This is a genomic window from Magnetospirillum moscoviense, assembly GCF_001650635.1.
Classification (GTDB): domain Bacteria; phylum Pseudomonadota; class Alphaproteobacteria; order Rhodospirillales; family Magnetospirillaceae; genus Magnetospirillum; species Magnetospirillum moscoviense.
This window is the reverse complement of sequence record NZ_LWQU01000168.1, coordinates 1-17,405: the sequence shown is the minus strand read 5'-3', so window position 1 is coordinate 17,405 and position 17,405 is coordinate 1. Positions and strand designations below refer to the sequence as shown.

Here is a 17,405-nt window from a genome sequence, read left to right as displayed (position 1 = left end):
TCGCCGACAGCGACAGGGTCAAAAGCCTCTGCTATCAGCCCTGGGTCCAGCAGGTCATTTCGTAGGTTCGCCGGTATGAACACGAGTAGAATCAACGCCGTGCACTCAGTCCACTAAATTAAACCGGACAGCAGTGGATCAGGTCCGGGCATGACGGAAATGGGTGTTAAGGTGCCATGTCGGCGTTTTTCCGCACCCTAATCCTTCAGCAGCTCCAGCACTGTCGCCACCTTGTCTTCGGGCAGGGTGGCGATGGTCTCGGCCAGGCGGTTGGCCAGTTCGGTGCGGGCCGGCGACAGCCCGGCGGTGTCGATGGTGACGCGCGGGTGCGACAATTCGGCGAGGCGCTTCAATTCCTCCGCCTCGTCCCAGATGCAGCCCAGCAGCCCGGCGATCTGCATGATCAGGCCGGGCGCCGGCCGGCCGCGATGGCCGTGCTCCAGGGCCGACAGATAGGGCGCCGACACGCCCAGCTGCGCCGCCATTTCCTTCAATTGCAACCCCTTGGCCTGGCGCAGCCGGCGCACCCTTTCACCAAAAGGGGTCATGCCGGCCGTCTCTTGAAAGGGACGGCCGGCCTTTCTTTATGTTTGCCCTCGCCGGGCGGGCGCATCCGCGCCCTTGTGGGCGAAGCCCACCCTCGCCAAGGCTCGGGCCGCCCTGACGGGCGTCGTTTCGCCCCGCTGGGGCGGCACGGCCGCGCCCTCAATGGGCGCAAGATACCGGCCGCCGGCACAAACGGCTTAGGTGAAGCGCCGGCCGGTATCATCGCCGCCGCCGGATCAAGACGTAAAGGGCGCCGTCGCCGCCATCCTTCTGGCGGGCCTGAGCGATGCCGATGATGCGTTCGCGCAAGGGCGCCTGGTTCAGCCAGCGCGGCACCTCGCGGCGCAGTACGCCGGGGCCGGTGCGGCCGCCCTTGCCGGTGATCACCAGCACGCAACGCTTGCCGGATTCCCACGCCCGGGTGACGAAGGCGGACAGGTGGGCATGGGCCAAATCCTGGGTCATGCCGTGCAGGTCCAGGCGGCCCTCGATCTCCATTTCCCCCTTCTTCATGCGTTCCGCGCTGCGCCGGTCCAATCCGGCCGGCGCCTGGGCCGGGCTGAGCGGGGCCAGGACGGTCTTGGTCTTGACCGGCGGGGCGGCGGTGGGGCGAAAGGATGGCGGCGGGGCCGGCGGTGGCGGTTCGGCCGTGGCCGCGACGGATTCCTCGATCACCACCGCCTCGCGCCCGGGCAGCGGGGCGACATCGCGGGTGACGGCGTGCCAGATGCGGGCCTCGTCGGGGGTGACGGCGCGGCGGCGCGGCCGATGGGCGGCGCCCTGGCCGGTCATGGCGGCAGGATCTCGGGCTCGGGGTCGCCTTCGGGTATTTCGGCCGGGGCCGGATGGGTGAAATCGTAAAGGGTGCGGCGCACGAACTTGCGCCAGTCGCCGCGCGGGGCATAGCACGGCGGCTCGGCGCCGCCGCGAAACAGGATGGCCATGCCGCCCATGGTCCAGATCTGGTTCCAGTGGGCGGCGCTTTGCAGCACATAGAGGGTCGTGCGCGCGCGGATGCGCCAGGCGATGAAATATTTGATCCCCAACAGGTGGATCAGCGCCCCGATGGTCATGGCGACGATGCCGATGGCGACGCCGGTGGCCAGCAAGATCGCCAGCGCCAGCAGCATCAGAGCCATCAGCGGCACGATGTGGTCCCACGAATTGTGGACGGGCGAGCCCTGGAAATCCAGCATGCGCTGGTCGGTATAGATCTCGACCTGACGGGTCAGCACGGCGGCGCGCAGCCGTTCATGCAGATCAGCTTCTTCCTGGGCCTTCTTCGCCCGCCATGCGGCCATCAATTCGCTCATGCGCCGAGGATGCGTCGGGAACGCGCGGCTGGCAAGTCCTTCACGACGACGCCAGCGTCAGCGTCACCGAGAAGGTCGAGCCGCGGCCTTCGACCGACTCGATGGCCAGATGGCCGCGATGACGGTTGACGATGTGCTTGACGATGGCCAGGCCCAGCCCGGTGCCGCCCAGGGCCCGCGACCTGGCCCCGTCGACCCGGTAGAAACGCTCGGTCAGGCGCGGCAGATGCTCGCGCCCGATGCCTTCGCCCTGATCCTCGACCGCCAGCACCACCGCCGGCCCCGACCGCAGCGCGGCCGGCGCCTGATCGGGCACCCGGTCGGCCGGACCCAGGGTGACGGTGACGGTGCCGCCCGGCCGGCCGTATTTGACGGCGTTGTCCAACAGGTTCTGCACCACCTGGGCCAGCTGGTCGGCCTGGCCGCGCACCATGCACGATTCCTGCGCCAGATTGACCAGGATGCGGGCGTTCTTGGCCTGGGCCAGCGGCGCCAGCGCGTCGGCGCCGCCCTGGACGATGCGGGCCAGATCGACCACCGTCGCCGGGACGGTGTGCTCGTCGGCCTCGATGCGCGACAGGCTGAGCAAATCGTCGATCAGCCGGGCCATGCGCGAGCCCTGCTCGTGCATGATGGCCAGGAAGCGTTCGTGGGCCTCGGCATCGTCCTTGGCCGGCCCGCGCAAGGTGTCGATGAACCCCAAAAGGGTCGCCAGCGGCGTGCGCAGTTCGTGGCTGGCATTGGCGACGAAATCGGCGCGCATGCGCTCCATCCGCTTGATGGCGGTGAGGTCGGTCAGCGTCATCACCGCCACCGCCGTGCTGGCCGGCGACCGCCCCAGGGGGTCGATGCGAAAGCGGAACGACTGCTCCAGCGGCACCACCAGATCGAACGAGCCGCCCTCGGCCGGGCCGCCGGCCAGCACCTTGTCGGCGGCGTCCAGCACCTGGGGGGTACGCAGCACGGCGGCCAGGTCGCGGCCCGACAGGTCGCGGCCGAACAGGGCCAGGGCCTGGGCGTTGACGCGGACCACCCTTCTTTCCTCGTCCAACAGGACCAGGGCGTCGGGCAGCAGCTCGAACAGATTGTCGTTCCAGCGGGCCAGGGCCGCCAGTTCGCCCTGGCGGTCCTGCCAGGCCCGGCGCAATTGGGCCACCGACGAGGCGATCTCCTCGGCGGCGCTTTCCGGGGTCAGGTCGGGGGCCGGCGCCTCGCCGCCGGCGGCCAGGTTGCGCGCCCACAAGGACAGCCGGGCGGCGTCGCGAAGCGTCCGGCGGATCATCAGGGCGACCACGGCGACGGCGCACAGCCACAAGCCGCCGGCCACCAGCACGTGCAGGCCCTGCACCATCACCATCAAGGCCAGGATGGCGGCGGCCGGCATGGTCAGCACGACGGCCCGACGCAACAGGCGGGGGGTGGCGAAGGCGGGTGCGCTCATTGAAATCTCTGGTTCTGGTGGACAGGCCAGTTTAGCCGGCCAGACTCCATCTGTCCCATGACGGCTTGATGAAGACCGTCAGCGGCCGATGGCGTCATAGCAGGCCAGCACCGCCATGTTGACGATGTCGTTGGCCGAGGCGTCCATCGAACTGATCTGGATCGGTCGCGACAGGCCGGTCAGGATCGGTCCGATCACCGTGCCGCCGCCCAGCTTCTGCACCAGCTTCGACGAGATGTTGGCCGAATGCAGGCCGGGCATGACCAGCACGTTGGCCGGCCCCTTCAGGCGGCAGAACGGGAAATGCGACAGCAATTCCGGGTCCAGGGCGACGTCGGCGCCCATTTCGCCGTCATATTCGAAGTCGGCGCCGCGACGGTCCAGGATCTCGACCGCCTGGCGCACCCGGCCGGTCGGATGGCTGGCCGGATTGCCGAAGGTCGAAAACGACAAAAGTGCGACGCGCGGCTCATAGCCCAGCTTGCGCACCTTGGCCGCCGCCTGGGTGGCGATGTCGGCGATCTGTTCGGCGGTGGGGGTCTCGTGGACGGTGGTGTCGGCCATGAACACGGTGCGCCCGCGCGCCACCACCATGTTCAGCCCCATCAGCACCTCGCCCTCGGCCGGGTCGATCACCCGCTTGATGTCGTCGAAGGCCTGCCAGTAATTGCGGGTAATGCCGGTGATCATGGCGTGGGCGTCGCCCTCGGCCACCATCAGGGCGCCGAAGACGTTGCGTTCCTGGTTGACCAGGCGCTGGACGTCGCGCAGCAGGTGCCCCTTGCGTTGCAGGCGGCGGTAAAGCACGTCGATGTAATGCTCGCGCCGGGGCGAGATTCGGGCGTTGACGATCTCCAGGTCGTCGGCCGCCGACAGGCCGATGCGCTTCATGGTCTCGGCGATCTTGTCCTCGCGGCCCAACAGGACCGGGGTGCCGTAGCCGGCATTGCGGAAGGCCAGGGCGGCGCGGATGGTCTTTTCCTCCTCGCCCTCGGCGAACACCATGCGGCAGGGATTGGCGCGCACCTTCTCGGCGATCACCTGCAGGCTGGCCGCCGTCGGGTCCAGCCGGGCCGACAATTGCTTGCGGTAGGCCTCGATATCGACGATCGGCTTCCTGGCCACGCCCGAGGCCATCGCCGCTTCGGCCACCGCCAGCGGGATGGCGGCGATCAGACGCGGGTCGAATGGGACCGGGATGATATATTCGGGTCCGTAACGAAGCCGGCGGCCGGCATAGGCGGCATCGACCTCGTCGGGGACGTCTTCCCGCGCCAGCCGGGCGATGGCCCGAGCGGCGGCGATCTTCATGGCCTCGTTGATGGTTCTGGCCCGCACGTCCAGGGCGCCGCGGAAGATATAGGGAAAGCCCAGCACATTGTTGATCTGGTTGGGGTAATCCGACCGTCCGGTGGCGACGATGGCGTCCGAGCGCACCGCTTTCACCTCTTCCGGGGTGATCTCGGGATCGGGGTTGGCCATGGCGAAGATGATCGGCCGCGGCGCCATCTCGGCGATCATTTCGGGTGTGACGGCGCCCTTGACCGACAATCCCATGAACACGTCGGCGCCCTTCATCGCCTCGGTCAGGGTGCGGGCCTGGGTCGGCACCGCATGGGCCGACTTCCACTGGTTCATGCCCTCGGTGCGACCCTGCCAGATCACCCCCTTGGTGTCGCACAAGGTGACGTTCTCGTGGCGCACGCCGACCGCCTTGATCAGCTCGACGCAGGCGATGGCCGCGGCACCGGCGCCGTTGACCACCACCTTGACCTCACCCAGGGTGCGCCCGGTCAGGTCCAGGGCGTTCATCAGGCCGGCGGTGGCGATGATGGCGGTGCCGTGCTGGTCGTCGTGGAAGACGGGGATGTCCATCATCTCGCGCAGGCGGCTTTCGATGATGAAGCATTCCGGCGCCTTGATGTCTTCCAGGTTGATGCCGCCGAAGGTCGGCCCCAGGAAGCGGACGCAATTGATGAATTCCTCGACGTCCTTGGTGTCGACTTCCAGGTCGATGGCATCGACGTCGGCGAAGCGCTTGAACAGCACCGCCTTGCCTTCCATCACCGGCTTGCCGGCCAGGGCGCCCAGGTCGCCCAGACCCAGCACGGCGGTGCCGTTGGAAATCACCGCCACCAGATTGCCCTTGGCGGTGTAGTCATAGGCCAGCGACGGATCGCGGGCGATGTGCAGACAGGGGAACGCCACCCCGGGGGAATAGGCCAGCGACAGGTCGCGCTGGGTGGTCATCGGCTTGGTGGGGGTGACCTCGATCTTGCCGGGCCGCCCCGAGGCGTGCATCAACAGCGCCTCGCGTTCCAGATCACTCATGGCCTATCCTTTGCGGTGGACGGTGTGCAGGTTGGCCGCGCCGACGCCGTCCAGGGCGCGCTTGGCCTTTTCCTCTTCCAATTGGTCGGCGACCAGAACCCACAAGATGATGCTGCCCGCTTCCAGGGCGCGGGCGAAATCGGCCGAATCGGGCACGGCGGAAATCTCGTCCAGGAATTCCTTGGCGGCGACGCCGCCGACGCCGGCCGCGACCAGTGCCGCCAGCGCGGCCCCGACCGGACCCGCGGCCAGGGCGATCAGGCCGGCGGCCACCAGCGGGCCTTCGTACTTGATCTCGCCGGCCAGCGCGACCAGCGCCTCGCGCCACGGCTTGGCGTGGTGGCCCTGCACCAGCTCCAGGGAATCGTGCGACGACAGCACCGACAACGCCGAGCGGGCGAATCCGGCCTGCTGCAGGGCCGCGACCGCCGCCTCGAAGGAGTCGCGGGTGGCGAAGGTACCGACGACTTCGCGGGCGGTGGGGGCGTGGGTGTCGTTGGCTTCCATGGCGGGGGTCCTGTTCTTGTCGTTTGTCAAAGGCCATTGTGCGCCAACCGGCAGCACCTGCAAAGGGGCGGCTTGCAGCTTCGGCTGGTCGTGCTACCGTGTGGCCCAGCTTTCCGTTTCGCTGAAGGACCGACCCCCGTGACCGCTTCGCCCGAGGCCGCCGAACTGACCCCGATGATGGCCCAATACCTGGCCATCAAGCGGGCCAATCCCGATTGCCTGCTGTTCTATCGCATGGGCGATTTCTATGAATTGTTCTTCGAGGATGCAGGCCTTGCGGCGGCCGCGCTGGACATCGCGCTGACCAAGCGCGGCAAGCACCTGGGCGAGGACATCCCGATGTGCGGGGTGCCGGTCCGGTCCTACGAGATGTATCTGTCGCGCCTGGTCCGCGCCGGCTTTCGCGTCGCCATCTGCGAGCAGACCGAGGACCCGGCCGAGGCCAAGAAACGCGGCTCGAAGTCGGTGGTGGCGCGCGACGTCATCCGCCTGGTCACCGCCGGCACCCTGACCGAGGACAATCTGCTGGATGCGCGTGCCCATAATTACCTGGCGGCGGTGGCCCAGGCGCAAGGACAGATGGGCCTGGCCTGGGTCGATGTCTCGACCGGCGAATTGATGGTGCAGGCCCTGGAGTGCGGCCGTCTGGGCGCCGGTCTGGCCCGGCTGTCCCCCGGCGAGCTGCTGGTGCCCGACCGCCTGCTGACCGAAGCCGCGCTGGCCGATGTCTGGAGCGACTGGAAGGCGGTGATGACGCCGCTGCCGTCGGTTCGTTTCGATTCCGAAAATGCCCGCCGCCGGCTGGAAGCCCTGTATGGGGTCGGGGCACTTGACGGGTTCGGCGCCTTCAACCGGGCCGAGCTGGCCGCCGCCGGCGCCCTGGTCGATTATGTCGAGCTGACCCAGAAGGGCAAATTGCCGTTGCTGGCCCATCCCAAGCGCCTGGCCGAGGGCGCGGTGATGGACATCGACGCCGCCACCCGGCGCAATCTGGAACTGGCGACGACCTTGACCGGCGAGCGCAAGGGCTCGCTGTTGGCGACCATCGACCGCACCGTGACCGGGGCCGGGGCGCGCTTGCTGGCGGCGCGTCTGGCGGCGCCGCTGACTGACCCGGCGGCGATCGAGCGGCGCCTGGACGCGGTGGCCTTCTTCGTCGATCAGTCGTCGGTCCGCGAGACCCTGCGCCACGACCTCAAGCGCTGCCCCGACATCGAACGCGCGCTGTCGCGCCTGTCGCTGGGCCGGGGCGGCCCGCGCGACCTGGCCGCCATCAGGGACGCCCTGGGCCAGATCCCGACCCTGCGGGCCGGCCTGGCCGCCAACGGCATCGATTCCCTGGCCCCGGCACTGGCCGAGGCCGCCCATGCCCTGGGCGAGCATTCGGGCCTGGTCGATCAATTGACCCGCGCCCTGGCCGACGAGCTGCCGCTGGCCGCCAAGGATGGCGGCTTCATCCGCCCCGATTATCACCCCGGCCTTGACGAACTGGCGGTGCTGCGCAAGGAAGGCTTTGGCCTTCTGGCCCGTTTGGAGCGTCGTTACGCAGACGAAACAGGCGTGTCGGCGCTGAAGATTCGCCACAACAACATCATCGGCCACCATATCGAGGTGCCGTCCAAGCAGGCCGACAAGCTGGACGAGCGTTTCATCCACCGCCAGACCATGGCCAATGCGGCGCGCTACACCACCACCGAGCTGATCGAGCTGGCCGGCAAGATTTCCAGCGCCGCCGACCGCATGCTGGCCCTGGAAGGCGAGCTGTTCGGCCAATTGGTGACTGCGGTGCTGGACCGGTCCGACCCGATCGCGAAGGCAGCGCGCGGCCTGGCCGAGCTGGACGTCGCCGCCGCCCTGGGCGAACTGGCCGCCGAGGGCAATTGGTGCCGGCCGGTGGTCGATGACAGCCTGGCCTTCCATATCGAGGCCGGCCGCCACCCGGTGGTCGAGGCGGCCTTGGCCGCCACCCATTCCGGCGCCTTCGTCGCCAATGATTGCGACCTGTCCGACGGCCATCGCCTGTGGCTGGTCACCGGTCCCAACATGGCCGGTAAATCGACCTTCCTGCGCCAGAACGCCCTGATGGCGATCCTGGCCCAGATGGGCGCCTTCGTGCCGGCGGCCAGCGCCCATATCGGCATCGTCGATCGGCTGTTCTCGCGGGTCGGCGCCGCCGACGATCTGGCCCGTGGGCGGTCCACCTTCATGGTCGAAATGGTCGAGACGGCGGCCATCTTGAACCAGTCCGGTCCGCGCGCCCTGGTGATCCTGGACGAGATCGGGCGCGGCACCGCCACCTTCGACGGCCTGTCCATCGCCTGGGCGGTGGTCGAGGGGCTGCATGAAAGCAACCGCTGCCGCGCCTTGTTCGCCACCCATTACCACGAACTGACCCGGCTGGCGGCCCGGCTGGGGCAATTGTCCTGTCACCAGATGCGGGTCAAGGAATGGCAGGGCGACGTGGTGTTCCTGCACGAGGTGGCCGCTGGTGCCGCCGACCGTTCCTACGGCATCCATGTCGCCCGCCTGGCCGGGCTGCCGGCCGCCGTGGTCGCCCGCGCCGAGCAGGTCTTAAGCGCGCTGGAAAAGGGCGAGCAGGGCGGCGCCGTCGCCCGCCTGGCCGACGATCTGCCGCTGTTCGCCGCCCTGGCCAAGCCGAGGCCAGCGGACGTGGTCGCCACCGGCCCGTCGCCGCTGGCGGCCCGGTTGGGGGCGATCAATGCCGACGAGCTGACGCCGCGTCAGGCCCTGGACCTGATCTACGAGCTGAAGGGCCTAGCCGAGCGATGAGCGTGCTGGTCAATATCGGCCTGCTGGCCATCGAGATCGGCCTGCCGCTGGCCCTGGTGTGGTGGCTGGTGCGCCGGCTGGGAAAGCTCAGCGAATAGGCAGGGCTGCACAAGCTTCAAGCAGTTCCAAAACGAGTGGAAAGCCAGGGAAATCAAGGCCTATAATCCGCCTTCCCTTTCGCCGGTCCGGTACCCCTTTTCATGAACAAGATCGTCCGCCAACGCGCCATCGTCGACCGCCGCGCCCTGATCGGTCGCCTGAACGACTTGGCGGCGTCCGACCTGTCCAAGGTCAAGCGTCGTTCCAAGGTCCTGGAAATCTTCAAGGAAGTGCTGAATGCCGGCCGGGCCGAGGTGCGGACCCGCTTCGACAAGCATGGCGACGGCACCCAGACGGTGCGCGAGAATTGCTTCCTGATCGACCAGCTAATCCGTGTCATCCACGATTTCGCCGCCGCCCACGAATTTCCCCATTCTATCCGCACCGCCGGCGAGGCGATGAGCCTGGTCGCCGTCGGCGGCTATGGCCGGGGCGAGCTGTCGCCGCAATCCGACATCGACCTGTTGTTCCTGACCCCCTACAAGCGCACCCCCTGGCACGAGCAGATCGTCGAATACATCCTGTACATGCTGTGGGACATGGGTCTGAAGGTCGGGCAAAGCACCCGCTCGGCCGATGAATGCGTGCGCCTGGCCAAGGGCGACCTGACCATCCGCACCGCGTTGCTGGAAATGCGCTGGATTTGGGGCGATCAGCCGCTTTTCAAGGAATTGAAGGCTCGTTACGCATCCGATGTCATTTCCGGCAGCGGCGAGGAATTCGTCGAAAGCAAGCTGGCCGAGCGCGACAGCCGCCACGAGCAGATGGGCGACACCCGCTATGTGCTGGAACCCAACGTCAAGGAAGGCAAGGGGGGCCTGCGCGATCTCCACACCCTTTACTGGCTGGCCAAGTATCTCTACCGCGTCGCCGACGTCGCCGAACTGGCCGAGACCGGGGTGATCTCCAAGGATGCCTGGCGCCGCTTCGCCAAGGCCCAGGGCTTCCTGTGGACGGTGCGCTGCCACCTGCATTACCTGACCGGCCGGGCCGAGGATCGCCTGACCTTCGACGTGCAGCCGGAAATCGCCCAGCGCATGAATTACGCCGACCGTGCGGGCAGCCGCGGCGTCGAGCGCTTCATGAAGCATTTCTTCCTGGTCGCCAAGGATGTCGGCGACCTGACCCGGCTGTTCTGCGCCCTGGCCGAGGAACAGCAAAAAAGAAAGCCGAAGATCCGCCTGGGCCAATTGCTGTTCCTGAAGCGCGCCAACATCGCCGGCTTCAAGTTGGACGGCGACCGGCTGACGGTGGTTGCCGACGATCAGTTCGCCACCGAACCGGTGGCGATGATCCGCCTGTTCCATACCGCGCTGGAGCACGGAGTCGATATCCATCCCAAGGCGCTGGATCTGCTCCACCGCAATCTCAAGCGCATCAATGCTGCCTTGCGGGCCGACCCGGAAGCCAACCGCCTGTTCATGTCGATCCTGACCAGTCGCAAGAATCCCGAGGTGGCGCTGCGGCTGATGAACGAATCGGGCGTTCTGGGCAGGTTCATCCCCGATTTCGGCCGGGTGGTCGCCCAGATGCAGTACGACATGTACCATGTCTACACCGTCGACGAGCACACGGTGCAGGCCATCGGCATCCTGCACGCCATCGAACGCGGCGAGCTGGTCGAGGAAGTGCCGGCCTCGTCCGAGGTGATCCACAAGATCGCCTCACGCGATGCACTGTATATGTCGGTGCTGCTGCACGACATCGCCAAGGGCAGGAACGGCGACCATTCGGTGCTGGGCGCCGACGTGGCCCTGAAACTGGGGCCGCGCTTCGGCCTAAGCGACGAGGAAACCGAGACGGTGGCCTGGCTGGTGCGCGAGCACCTGACCATGAGCCGCATCGCCTTCAAGCGCGACATCGACGACCCCAAGACCATCGCCGACTTCGTCGCCAAGGTGCAAAGCCCGGAACGGCTGCGCCTGCTGCTGTGCCTGACCGTGGCCGACATCCGCGCCGTCGGCCCGACGGTGTGGAACGGCTGGAAGGGCGGCTTGCTGCGCGAATTGTTCCACCGCGCCCAGGACATGATGCTGGGCGGCCTGGCCGAGGCCCGCGAATACCGCGTCCAGGCCGCCCATAGGACGGTGACCGCCGAATTGACCAAGCAGGGCTGGACCGGGTCCGACATCGAAGCCCATCTGGCGCGCGGCTATCCCACCTATTGGACCAGCTTCGACACCGCCACCCATCTTCGCCACGCCCGCCTGGTGCGCGAGGCCGAAGCCACCAAGGCGCCGCTGACCGTCGATTCCCGGGTCGATGCGTTCCGTTCCGTGACCGAAATTACCGTCTATACCAGCGACCATCCCGGTCTGTTCTCGCAGATTGCCGGCGCCATGGCGGTGTCGGGGGCCAACATCGTCGATGCCAAGATCGTGACCATGGCCAACGGCATGGCGCTGGACACCTTCTGGATCCAGGATTCCGAGGGCGGGCCGTTCAACAATCCGGCCAAGCTGGCCAAATTGTCGGCGGCGGTCGAGCAGGTGCTGTCGGGCCGCATGCGGCTTGACCGCGAGCTGGCCGCCCGCAAGGGCAAGCTGCCGACCCGGACGGCGGTGTTCAAGGTGCCGCCCAGGGTGATGACCGACAATTCGGCCTCGTCGAACTTCACGCTGATCGAGGTCAATGGCCGCGACCGCCCCGGTCTGTTGTACGACCTGACGGCGGCGATGACCCAACTGGGCCTGCAGATCGCCTCGGCCCACATCTCGACCTATGGCGAGCGGGTGGTCGATGTGTTCTACGTCAAGGACGTGTTCGGCCTGAAGGTCGAGCATGGCCGCAAGCTCGACCAGATGCGCGACACCTTGCTGAAGGCATTGGAAGACCCGGCCAGCCGCGAGGCGGCGCAATAGAGGGCGGGGAAAAGTCCTTCGCTTCGCTCAGTGTACTTTTCCCCGATTCGGGCGTGGCAAACCCGTGCTCAAGCAAGCTTTCCGCGCGGGTTTCAGTTGGTTCCCACTTGGTGGCGAGCAAAGGCTCGCCACCAAGTGGCGGCAAGACGTGAAAAATAGGCGCAGGGCCGCCCCAAGCCTATTTTTCTCCTTATAAATCACCGGGGGAAAGTACACCGAGGCGAAGCCGAGGGACTTTTCCCCGATCAGTCCATCATGGCAACGCGCGGGCTGCGGCTGCGCGGCAGGATCACCCAATAACGCCCGGCGCTTTTCATGCGGCCGGCCTTTTCGAAGGCGCCCTCGCCGGGTCCCCAGAAGAAATCGCCGCGAATCGGCCCCTTGATGGCACCGCCGGTGTCTTGCGCCATCACCAGCCGGCGCAATGCCCGCCCCGACGGCTCGACGGTGTCGAGAAAGATCGGCACGCCCAGCGGGATGAAACGCGGATCGACCGCCAGCGAGCGTTCCGGCGTCAGCGCCACCCCTTCCGAGCCGACCGGCCCGTCGCCTTCCTGCAGGCGATAGAACACATAGCGCGGATTTTCCGCCATCAATGCCCTGGCCTTGGTCGGATTGGCCTTCAGCCAGGCACGGATCGACGGCATCGACACGTCGTCCAGCAGGCCGCGCTCGCGCATCAGGCGGCCGATGCCGACGAATTTGTGGCCGTTGGTTCCCGCCACCCCCAGGCGCAGCACCGTGCCGTCTTCCAGCCGCAAACGTCCCGATCCCTGGATATGCAGGATGTGGGCATCGACGGCATCGTCCAGCCAGGCGATCACCGGGGCCAGGTTGCCCAGCGCGCCGGCCTCGATCTCGGCCCGGGTCGGATAGGGTGCCAGTTGGCCGCCGACCACCCGCCCGATCTGATCGCCCTTGACCACCAGATCCTTGGGCTTGCCGTAGAGCGGCACGCTGAAACGGGCCGAGCGGGTGCGCGACGCGGGCAGCTCCGGCTCGAAATAGCCGGTGAACAGGCCCTCGGCCGAGCCGTTGTTGGTGACCAGATAGGGGGCGAACCAGCCCTCGAAGAAGGTGCGTGTCGTCTCGTGATCGTGGGCCGGCAGCCGGCGGGCGGCGGCACACGGGCCGTGCCAGTCGGCAGCGGTGCCGCCCATGCCGTCGGCGCCGATGGATTTTTCCGGCGGCTGGCGCATCAGGCGGTCGCAGGTGCGGGTCAGCGCCGGCAGCGCCTGGGCCAGCGCATCCTCGCGCCAGCCGGGCAGTTCGTCGAAGCGGGCGGGGATCAGCCCCAGCCGGTCGGGGCCGGGAGCCGGACCGGGGGCCGGCGGCAAAGGCGGCGGGGTGCGGACCGGCTGCGGGGCGCAGCCGACCAGGGCCAGCGCCACAACCGCCCAGGCCAGGCCCCGGCGCAGACTCACCGGGCCTCGTCGGGCGACCGGGTCGCCGCCAGATGCCAATTGGGGTCCTTCGAACGGGTGTCGCGGCGGAAGGTCCATTCGTCGGTGACGTCGGTCATCCGCTGCGGATCACCATCGATCACCTTGCCGCCGCCATCCTTCAGCACGTTGATCTGCTCGGACACGAAACGCACGGTCACCGCCGCGACCGAACCGTCCAGCCGAACCTCGACCGGTTCGACCTTGCGGATGCCCATCAATTCGGTGGTCAGGGTCTGGCCGGCGCGGTCGCGCTCGTCGATGGCGGCGGCGAAGGACTGGAAAACGGCGTCGGCCAGCAATGGCCGCAAACCCTGCTTGTCGCCGGCGGCAAAGGCCTCGACGATCATTTCGAAGGCGGCACGGGCCCCCAGCAGGAAATTGTCCAGCGAAAAGGACGGATCGACGCTTCGGATGGCGGCGGTTCCGGGGGCCAGGGGGCCTTCCGGCAGCGGCTCGACGGCGGGCTTGCGGGCCTGGGCCAGGTCGATCACGTTGTCGGGTACCGTCTCGGGCGGGGCCTGCCAGTCGCGCGGCGGCTCACGCTCGGTGCCGGTGCGCCGGCCCAGCACGCTACGCAGGCGCAGCACCAGGAATACCGCCACGACGGCGAAAAAGATGATATCAATCGCTTGAAAGCCGTCAGTCATGGGATCCGCGTCTCGTCAATGCTGGACCCTAGATAAGCCGGGGAAGGGCAAAGAGCAAGCATGGCTTGGCTGTTGATTTTGGCCGTGATCGCCGTTCCGGTGATCGAGATCACCTTGTTCGTCCAGGCGGTCGACCTGATTGGCGGCATTGCGACCATTCTGCTGGCGTTGGGCGCCGGCATTGCCGGCCTGGCGTTGGTGCGGGCGCAGGGCCTGATCACCATGAGCCGGGTGCAAGATCAGCTGGGGCAGGGCCAGATGCCGGTGGCGGAATTGTTCGACGGCCTGTGCCTGTCGCTGGCCGGTGGCTTGTTGGTGCTGCCGGGCTTCCTAAGCGACATGCTGGCCATCTTGCTGATCCTGCCGCCGGTCCGCGCCCTGATCCGGCTGTGGCTGGCCAAGCGGCTGGTGATGGCCCATCCTGGTGCGGCCCCGGGGCCGTCGGTCATCGACGGCGAATATACCGTGGTCGATGCGCCCGAGCCCAAGCGGCTGGATTCTTAAGCGCGGGCGCCCTTCAGCTCGGCTTCCAGGTCGGCGATGCGCTTGGCCAGCGATGATTTGACGGTGTCGGCCACCCACGGCTTCATCGCCGCCTGCTGTTCCTTCAACTGCACCAACAGGCGCTTCTTCTCGTCCAGCGACCGCTTGATCGGCATGCGGTCGGAATGCTGGCCGGCGTGGCTGCGAAAGCCGCTCATGGTGCTGCTCCTTTCTGCGGGTGTGAAACAGGGCCGCGGACCATGCCCCAAGCGCCGTCGCCAGGCAAGAGCCAAAGTTTCAATGTTTGTCCGCCACGGGCGGCGGTGTTATAAGCCCCGCATCCGCCCGCGTGACGGCTGCGTCCCGGTAGCTCAGCAGGATAGAGCAACGGTTTCCTAAACCGTAGGTCAGGGGTTCGAATCCCTTCCGGGACGCCAACACTTTCACCCGCCGAATCATCGGTTGTGATACCACAACCGCATGGTGTCCGCAAGGTTACGCTTGCAAGGGAGAAGGCGAGGGAACCCCATGACTTAAAAAGCAAAAAGGCCGCTAACCCAGTGGGATAGCGACCTGCTGCACGTCTAAGAAATTCTGCTTGGCAGCGACTTTCTTAGCGTGTGGCAGGTGGCAGTGTCAACGGAAAACCGTGTGTTTTCCGGCCGGGCCGGCTTGTCCTTTTTCCTGTCGTGATCCCCACGCCCTCCGAAAGGAGGAGCGATGACGTTTGACACAACACCTACGGCCGTGAGGCCGAGTGCGCGTGAAATGATGAAGGCAGCCCTTGCTGCGGCGGTGGCGGAAAGTCGGCGCAAGGCCGCGCCGGGCTTGGTCGGGCTGAGCCTCGACCGATACCAGGAGAAGATCGAGACGGCGCCGCCGGTGGTGGTGACGTCCCGCCGGCGCGGACCATCGCGGCGAATGGTCCAGCAACGGCGGGCGGCCCATGCCCGCGCCCGTTGGCCGTGGAAGCTGCAGACGCAATGGGCCTGGACCGACGCCGAGGCCTGCCTGATCGATGTGCTGCTGTATCTGGGTGGCGGCAGCGGCTGTTTCGACGCCTACCGCTCCGAATTGGAGAACCGTGCTGGCGTGCGGCCTTCGACCCAGCGGGCGGCAGAGACCAAGCTGCGGGACTTGGGGCTGCTGGAAGTCACCGAAAATCGACTGGGCTATGCCCGCAACGAAGCCAACAGCTATCGCCTGAAAGGGATTTTACGCGAGACGGCCCGCATGTTGTGGGCGCGAAGGGGGGAGGGTACAAAAGATTGCGCACCCTCCGGGGGTGTTGAAAATCAACAACCCCATACATCCCCCTCATTGGCCCCCGGAAAGTCGATAAAGCGGACGCCTGGCCGGCGCCCTCCCGTCGCCCTGCAGGCGCCGACCTCCCCCCAATCAGGGGAGGTATGTATGTCGCTCGGCAGGACCGAGGTGGCAAATCCGGCCAAACCAGACGCGGCGACACCGAGCGTGGATGAAGCGTTGGCCCTCGACCTGGCCAGAACCTTCCTGCCCGATATCGCCCCGGACGAACCGCCACCAGAGACCGCCGCCGAGCTGATGGCGATCGCCGACCGCCTGCAGCGAACCTATGCCCCGACGCTGTGGCCCCAGGTGTGGCGGACCTGGCGGGCGCGGTTTGGCCTGACCGCCGCCTTGGCGGTGGTGGAAACCGGGATCATGCGGCGGGGCGGCAAGATACGGGAAAGCGGTGGCCAGTATCTGTCCGGCATCCTGGGGCGGAACCGGCGCCAGGCCCCGGCCCCCGAGGCGACCTTGCAGGCGATCCGCGCTTCGCGGCGGGCGCCGGGGCTGGCCGCGTCCAGCCGCTGGCCATCCTCCAAGGGGGGAGATCGGCCATGAAGCTCGGCAAGTTTATGATCAAGATCATCGTGATTGCCGCGTTCGCCGGTTTAGCCGTCAGACTTTTCTCTGTCCTTTCAATGGCTTCGCCGCAACAGACACCCGGTCGTATTTTGTGGGTGATAGATGGCGACACCTACCAGGTCGGCCATGCCGGCGCCCCCGCCGGCGAGCCGGTGCGGGCACGCCATTTCGACACCCCCGAGAAGGGCGATCGCGCCAGATGCGAGGCTGAACGGGTGAGGTCGGCCGAGGCCGCCGCCTTCATCCGAACCTTGTTGCCGCGAGGCAGCCTGGTCCTGCTGTCCGACATCGGCCGGGACCGCTACGGCCGCCTGCTGGCCACAATCACCCTGGAGGATGGCCGCGACTTGGCCGGCCAGGTGATCGGCGCCGGCCTGGCTCAACCGTATGAAGGCGGGCGGAAGCAGGGCTGGTGCGGCCAGGGGCAGCCGAGATGACGGCCAAGAAGCTACCCCCGATTCCACGACGAGGAAAAGGTGCGCCGTTCACCAGGTGCATCGTCCAACCCGTCAAGGAGGTTCGTCATGACCATCCATCAGAAGCCTCAGCGCCGGTTCGAAAAGGGCAAGGGCCGCCGGCTCAACATTCCCAAGATCGACAGCAATGAAGCCTGGCAATTCACGCGCAACGGCCAGGTCTACGATCACTGGCGCAATCCCGCGCTGCAGGCCATGCACCAGGCCGCCTTTCTGGCCTATGCCCGCTATCAGATCGGTGCTGCCCGCCAGGCCCGCCTGGATGGGCGCCCCGCCGACGCGGCCACGAGCCTGCAACTCGCCGCCAGCTTCCGCCGTACCGTCCAGGGTGAAAGGATCAAGCCATGAGCCTTGTTTCGCAACCCGTGTATGCGGCGGTGACGGCGGCCAAGATCAACGACATCACCGCGGCCCAGACCATGCCCATAGAGGCCGGGGCCACCTACGTCTTCGATCTCGGCTACTATGATTATGGCTGGTGGGCGAAGATGGGCGCGGCGGGATGCCGCATCGTCACCCGCTTCAAGTCCAACACGCCGTTGACGGTGACCGCCGAACTGGAGGTGCCCGAGGCCG

The 17,405-nt window shown here is 67.2% G+C and carries 15 protein-coding genes, 1 tRNA gene and 1 pseudogene; 8 read left to right on the top strand and 9 right to left on the bottom strand.

The window, feature by feature from the left end; genetic code table 11:
• Nucleotides 1-197: 197 nt before the first annotated feature.
• The 6 genes from A6A05_RS16010 to A6A05_RS15985 form a co-directional block, all read right to left on the bottom strand.
• Nucleotides 198-548 (bottom strand): helix-turn-helix domain-containing protein, encoded by a 351-nt coding sequence (locus A6A05_RS16010; protein WP_068503531.1) that lies wholly within the window; start codon nt 546-548, stop codon nt 198-200.
• Between the two features lie 217 nt (nt 549-765).
• The gene (locus A6A05_RS16005) at nt 766-1,338 is read right to left on the bottom strand and encodes a Smr/MutS family protein (RefSeq protein ID WP_068503529.1); all 573 of its coding nucleotides are present in this window, start codon (nt 1,336-1,338) and stop codon (nt 766-768) included.
• Nucleotides 1,335-1,859 carry a hypothetical protein gene (locus A6A05_RS16000; RefSeq protein ID WP_068503516.1) on the bottom strand — a complete coding sequence of 175 codons (525 nt, stop codon included), beginning with the start codon at nt 1,857-1,859 and terminating at the stop codon, nt 1,335-1,337. The genes A6A05_RS16005 and A6A05_RS16000 overlap by 4 nt, the downstream gene beginning before the upstream one ends.
• Nucleotides 1,860-1,899: 40 nt before the next feature.
• Nucleotides 1,900-3,300 carry an ATP-binding protein gene (locus A6A05_RS15995; RefSeq protein ID WP_068503513.1) on the bottom strand — a complete coding sequence of 467 codons (1,401 nt, stop codon included), beginning with the start codon at nt 3,298-3,300 and terminating at the stop codon, nt 1,900-1,902.
• Nucleotides 3,301-3,378: 78 nt separating this feature from the next.
• A complete protein-coding gene (locus A6A05_RS15990; RefSeq protein WP_068503510.1) occupies nt 3,379-5,631 on the bottom strand; it encodes an NADP-dependent malic enzyme in 2,253 nt (750 codons plus the stop codon).
• A gap of 3 nt (nt 5,632-5,634) precedes the next feature.
• Entirely contained in the window at nt 5,635-6,138 is a 504-nt protein-coding gene (locus tag A6A05_RS15985; RefSeq protein WP_068503507.1) for a hypothetical protein, read from the bottom strand.
• Between the two features lie 174 nt (nt 6,139-6,312).
• On the opposite strand from A6A05_RS15985, the gene mutS reads away from it, so the two are divergent.
• Both mutS and A6A05_RS15975 read left to right on the top strand, forming a co-directional pair.
• Complete coding sequence (gene mutS / locus A6A05_RS15980; protein ID WP_068503537.1) at nt 6,313-8,928, top strand: DNA mismatch repair protein MutS; 2,616 nt, start codon at nt 6,313-6,315, stop codon at nt 8,926-8,928.
• A 200-nt stretch (nt 8,929-9,128) separates the two neighbouring features.
• Nucleotides 9,129-11,888: a [protein-PII] uridylyltransferase gene (locus tag A6A05_RS15975; protein WP_068503504.1), complete on the top strand. Its 2,760-nt coding sequence runs from the start codon at nt 9,129-9,131 to the stop codon at nt 11,886-11,888.
• A 245-nt stretch (nt 11,889-12,133) separates the two neighbouring features.
• Here A6A05_RS15975 and mltA read toward each other — a convergent pair whose 3' ends face one another.
• Both mltA and A6A05_RS15965 read right to left on the bottom strand, forming a co-directional pair.
• A complete protein-coding gene (mltA, locus tag A6A05_RS15970; RefSeq protein ID WP_245644321.1) occupies nt 12,134-13,312 on the bottom strand; it encodes a murein transglycosylase A in 1,179 nt (392 codons plus the stop codon).
• Entirely contained in the window at nt 13,309-13,980 is a 672-nt protein-coding gene (locus A6A05_RS15965; protein WP_068503501.1) for a Tim44/TimA family putative adaptor protein, read from the bottom strand. Before A6A05_RS15965 ends, mltA begins: the two co-directional genes overlap by 4 nt.
• Nucleotides 13,981-14,040: 60 nt before the next feature.
• On the opposite strand from A6A05_RS15965, the gene A6A05_RS15960 reads away from it, so the two are divergent.
• Nucleotides 14,041-14,484, top strand: a complete 444-nt coding sequence (locus A6A05_RS15960; RefSeq protein ID WP_068503499.1) for an FxsA family protein — start codon at nt 14,041-14,043, stop codon at nt 14,482-14,484.
• On the opposite strand, the gene A6A05_RS15955 is transcribed toward A6A05_RS15960, so the two are convergent.
• Nucleotides 14,481-14,681 (bottom strand): hypothetical protein, encoded by a 201-nt coding sequence (locus A6A05_RS15955; protein ID WP_068503496.1) that lies wholly within the window; start codon nt 14,679-14,681, stop codon nt 14,481-14,483. The genes A6A05_RS15960 and A6A05_RS15955 overlap by 4 nt on opposite strands.
• Before the next feature lie 142 nt (nt 14,682-14,823).
• On the opposite strand from A6A05_RS15955, the gene A6A05_RS15950 reads away from it, so the two are divergent.
• The 5 genes and pseudogenes from A6A05_RS15950 to A6A05_RS15930 form a co-directional block, all read left to right on the top strand.
• Nucleotides 14,824-14,900 (top strand) — tRNA-Arg (locus A6A05_RS15950).
• 331 nt (nt 14,901-15,231) lie between these two features.
• Complete coding sequence (locus A6A05_RS15945) at nt 15,232-16,329, top strand: hypothetical protein (protein ID WP_156521104.1); 1,098 nt, start codon at nt 15,232-15,234, stop codon at nt 16,327-16,329.
• The gene (locus tag A6A05_RS15940) at nt 16,326-16,790 is read left to right on the top strand and encodes a thermonuclease family protein (RefSeq protein ID WP_068503490.1); all 465 of its coding nucleotides are present in this window, start codon (nt 16,326-16,328) and stop codon (nt 16,788-16,790) included. The genes A6A05_RS15945 and A6A05_RS15940 overlap by 4 nt, the downstream gene beginning before the upstream one ends.
• Before the next feature lie 87 nt (nt 16,791-16,877).
• Entirely contained in the window at nt 16,878-17,177 is a 300-nt protein-coding gene (locus A6A05_RS15935) for a hypothetical protein (RefSeq protein ID WP_068503487.1), read from the top strand.
• Between the two features lie 11 nt (nt 17,178-17,188).
• Nucleotides 17,189-17,405: pseudogene (locus tag A6A05_RS15930) on the top strand (transposase); the annotation flags it as partial.

What these genes read in the sequence shown, in the direction of transcription:
- A6A05_RS16010 (WP_068503531.1), bottom strand. Translation starts at nt 548, where the DNA reads ATGACCCCTTTTGGTGAAAGGGTGCGCCGGCTGCGCCAGGCCAAGGGG.
- A6A05_RS16005 (WP_068503529.1), bottom strand. Translation starts at nt 1,338, where the DNA reads ATGACCGGCCAGGGCGCCGCCCATCGGCCGCGCCGCCGCGCCGTCACC.
- A6A05_RS16000 (WP_068503516.1), bottom strand. Translation starts at nt 1,859, where the DNA reads ATGAGCGAATTGATGGCCGCATGGCGGGCGAAGAAGGCCCAGGAAGAA.
- A6A05_RS15995 (WP_068503513.1), bottom strand. Translation starts at nt 3,300, where the DNA reads ATGAGCGCACCCGCCTTCGCCACCCCCCGCCTGTTGCGTCGGGCCGTC.
- A6A05_RS15990 (WP_068503510.1), bottom strand. Translation starts at nt 5,631, where the DNA reads ATGAGTGATCTGGAACGCGAGGCGCTGTTGATGCACGCCTCGGGGCGG.
- A6A05_RS15985 (WP_068503507.1), bottom strand. Translation starts at nt 6,138, where the DNA reads ATGGAAGCCAACGACACCCACGCCCCCACCGCCCGCGAAGTCGTCGGT.
- mutS (WP_068503537.1), top strand. Translation starts at nt 6,313, where the DNA reads ATGATGGCCCAATACCTGGCCATCAAGCGGGCCAATCCCGATTGCCTG.
- A6A05_RS15975 (WP_068503504.1), top strand. Translation starts at nt 9,129, where the DNA reads ATGAACAAGATCGTCCGCCAACGCGCCATCGTCGACCGCCGCGCCCTG.
- A6A05_RS15965 (WP_068503501.1), bottom strand. Translation starts at nt 13,980, where the DNA reads ATGACTGACGGCTTTCAAGCGATTGATATCATCTTTTTCGCCGTCGTG.
- A6A05_RS15960 (WP_068503499.1), top strand. Translation starts at nt 14,041, where the DNA reads ATGGCTTGGCTGTTGATTTTGGCCGTGATCGCCGTTCCGGTGATCGAG.
- A6A05_RS15955 (WP_068503496.1), bottom strand. Translation starts at nt 14,681, where the DNA reads ATGAGCGGCTTTCGCAGCCACGCCGGCCAGCATTCCGACCGCATGCCG.
- A6A05_RS15945 (WP_156521104.1), top strand. Translation starts at nt 15,232, where the DNA reads ATGATGAAGGCAGCCCTTGCTGCGGCGGTGGCGGAAAGTCGGCGCAAG.
- A6A05_RS15940 (WP_068503490.1), top strand. Translation starts at nt 16,326, where the DNA reads ATGAAGCTCGGCAAGTTTATGATCAAGATCATCGTGATTGCCGCGTTC.
- A6A05_RS15935 (WP_068503487.1), top strand. Translation starts at nt 16,878, where the DNA reads ATGACCATCCATCAGAAGCCTCAGCGCCGGTTCGAAAAGGGCAAGGGC.